This is a genomic window from Streptococcus infantis (assembly GCF_047464415.1).
GTDB classification, from domain to species: Bacteria; Bacillota; Bacilli; order Lactobacillales; family Streptococcaceae; genus Streptococcus; species Streptococcus infantis_AE.
This window is the reverse complement of record NZ_JASHBX010000038.1, coordinates 1-2,886: the sequence shown is the minus strand read 5'-3', so window position 1 is coordinate 2,886 and position 2,886 is coordinate 1. Positions and strand designations below refer to the sequence as shown.

General features: G+C 41.3%; 3 protein-coding genes. All 3 read left to right on the top strand.

The window, feature by feature from the left end; all coding sequences use genetic code 11:
- Positions 1–64: 64 nt before the first annotated feature.
- Complete coding sequence (locus QM460_RS10290; protein ID WP_414276814.1) at positions 65–784, top strand: replication protein; 720 nt, start codon at positions 65–67, stop codon at positions 782–784.
- A gap of 398 nt (positions 785–1,182) precedes the next feature.
- Positions 1,183–1,503 (top strand): hypothetical protein, encoded by a 321-nt coding sequence (locus QM460_RS10285; protein ID WP_414258731.1) that lies wholly within the window; start codon positions 1,183–1,185, stop codon positions 1,501–1,503.
- Positions 1,496–2,886 (top strand): FtsK/SpoIIIE domain-containing protein (locus QM460_RS10280; protein WP_414290043.1); only part of this gene is annotated, 1,391 nt, incomplete at its 3' end. The genes QM460_RS10285 and QM460_RS10280, both read left to right, overlap by 8 nt.

Here is a 2,886-nt window from a genome sequence, read left to right as displayed (position 1 = left end):
CTTGGGGGACTACGACACCCCCAAGGGAGAACTGAGAACTGAGAACGGAAAATGGAGAAATTGAATGGTTGAAGAATTGATAGGTGTAGAGGAAAACCTAGAGCCAGCTTGGGCTTATGAGACCTATCCGAATACTGATAGGGCGAAGAATTATACTCTGGTTGTGTATCCTGATGATATGCCTGAGGATTGGCTTGAGATTATGCAACAAGATATGTATGACATGGTCATTTCCCCTTACCACGATAAAGATGTAAATCCTGATGGAACGAAGAAAAAACCGCATTACCATATTTTGGTTAGTGCGGGGTCGTCTTGGATTAGAATGAGTATGCTTGCCGAATGGGGTAGGAAACTTAAAGGTATTGCCAGACCTCAAAAATGCTCAAATCCTAAAGGGTTAGTGCGATATTTTACGCATATTGATAACCCAGAAAAGTATCAGTATAACCGATCTGATATTAAGATTATAGGTCAGTATGATATTGAACCTTATTTTAAATCTACAATTGGAGAGGATCGGGAAACTCGTAAAGAGATTATGCATTTCATTATTGATAATGATGTTCTGGAGTTTGCTGATTTGGTGGAATATTGCTTAGAGCATAATGAGACATGGGATGACTATCTAGCTAATAATACTCTGTATATCAAAAATTATGTTTCGTCTCGTAGATATCGGGATATTGAACGTAAACGGGAGCGAGAATTAGCTAAAATGGAACTTTTAGAAAAGGAAGTGGAGCAACTAAAAGTTGTAAGATCTATCGAAGCGAAAGCCTGATTATAGGCGGAGGAGGGAGGGTGGGTTCGATGTCCAAAATGTTGCGAGCATTTTTGGATTAGTGTATAATAACAGTATGTTAGGAATGTAAAAAGGACTGTCGCCAAACAGTCCAATTTCCGAAACAGCCACGCCAATGGCTATCAATATTTTTCTTATTTACCTTAATATTCTATCGCATTTGTGGTAGGAATTCAAGCATTTTATGCTATTCTCTATGATTTAGAGGATTTGTTTAACTTTGGAAAAATAGATAGTCGCAATTGACGTGGCCCCTCTTTAGAGGGTCTCTGTTGATTGCGACTTTTTTGTGTTCTATATGGATAATTGAGGACACCGGCACAAAAAAGCGTTGTAATTGTACGGTGTGTAGAAATATGGCGAAAGCTAAAGATCTGTTGAATAGCTTTGAAAAAGAAGCTGTTGTTGTTAAAGCGGTAGTGGTTTACCTTGGTGCAGAAGTGCGAGAGAGTACGGATGGGCAATATACGCATCAGTTTGCTTTGTTGCCGTCTAAACGGGACCCGAAAGGTGGAGTGGTCAGCATTAAGCATAACAAGAAACTAACTTTGGAAGAAAATGCTGTTTACTATGTAGAAGCTGAAGCTAGTAGTGAGCGTCCGGATAATCATTTTGGGGTATCTATTTATTGGTTGCGTAACCCTAAATCGATTAAAGTAGTATCTGCTTTCCGAGAAGTGGAGCGTACTAATGGCTAAAACTTTTAAGCGTAATTATCGAGGCAGGATGGAGTGGGTGCTGTATCAAAGGCCCTTATTCCTGAATGGTGTTGCTTTTCTTGTGTTAGTCTTTGCTTGGCTGGTCCGAATGCTTACGGTTGCTTTAGATCGCTTAGGTGTGGTTCTGGATTGGTTGTCAGTCTTTAGCTTTTGGTTTTTACTGGTAGCTTTTCTTGTGGTCTTGCTTGTATTGACTGTTAGGGTTGTAAGGTTTGCTAAAGATCTGAAAACCTTTGGCGGTTATAGCGGATATATGACGCATAGACGTGCGATTAAGGACGTAGAAAAAGGTTTGTTATCCGCTGGACTTGTGCGGAAGATTGTAGGCGAATCAGTTGTAGATGTCCCAGCGTGCGATTTCCTCGTAGAGGATAATCGCACGGTACTGCAGGTAGAGAAGTTGCCATCAGTATCAGATGTCGCAAAAGTAGCGGAAGCGGTAAACTCTTCTTTGAGGACCGGTAAATATGCTGGTTATGCGGTGTCTGAACCGATACAAACCGCTGATGGTTTGTACTATCGCTTTGAGTTAGCTGATGTAACTACTGATTTGTCATACGTTCCTCGATCGATTGAAGATCTGGTTCCAGAAGACCCTTATAGGTTGCAACTGATGGCTGGTAATGAGCCACTTTACTGGGATTATCCATCGCAGCCACATGCGATTATTTCGGGGCTTACAGGATCGTATAAAACAACTACGGCATTAGCCTTGCTTGCCCAAGCACTAGGCGCTGGAGCTGATGTTTATATTCTTGACTACAAACAAGAGTTGAGCGGTTTTAAAAAGATTTTAGGGTCCCAAAATGTAGCGTCTACACCTGATGACATTCTTGATCTGCTTGATCGACTAGTACAGGATATGAATATCAGGAATGAGCGTATAGGGTCAGAGATCGCTTCTAGAGGCGTTGTAGGCTTGAATGGTAAAGATCTGAATGCTAGACCGGTATTTATCTTCTGTGAGGAATTAGGGGCCTTATCTGAGGCGTTAGGTAAGGATAAAACCAAATTACACGCTTACTTGAAGAATATCGCAATGGTTGGCCGTAGTTCTTTGTATATCCTTATTGATCTCCTGCAGGTAGCTGATGTTAATTCTGCTCCTGCTGGGATCCGCAGTAATGCTTGTTTGCGTTTATTGCTCGGTAAGTCTACCTCAGAAATGGTTACTCAGATTTTTTCATCTGGGTATGCTGATAGGGTTACTAATAACCCAGGGAAGTACAGAGGATGGTATTTCCTATCTGGACATAGCACGCAACCAAGTATGTTCTTCGTCCCGAACTTGTATCAGAATGGGCTAAATACTCTCGATACGTTCCAAAAATTGTATGACATCGGACGAAAGCGATCGTATAA

Excerpts from the sequence above, each read along its gene's own strand:
- QM460_RS10290 (WP_414276814.1), top strand. The coding sequence starts at position 65 with ATGGTTGAAGAATTGATAGGTGTAGAGGAAAACCTAGAGCCAGCTTGG.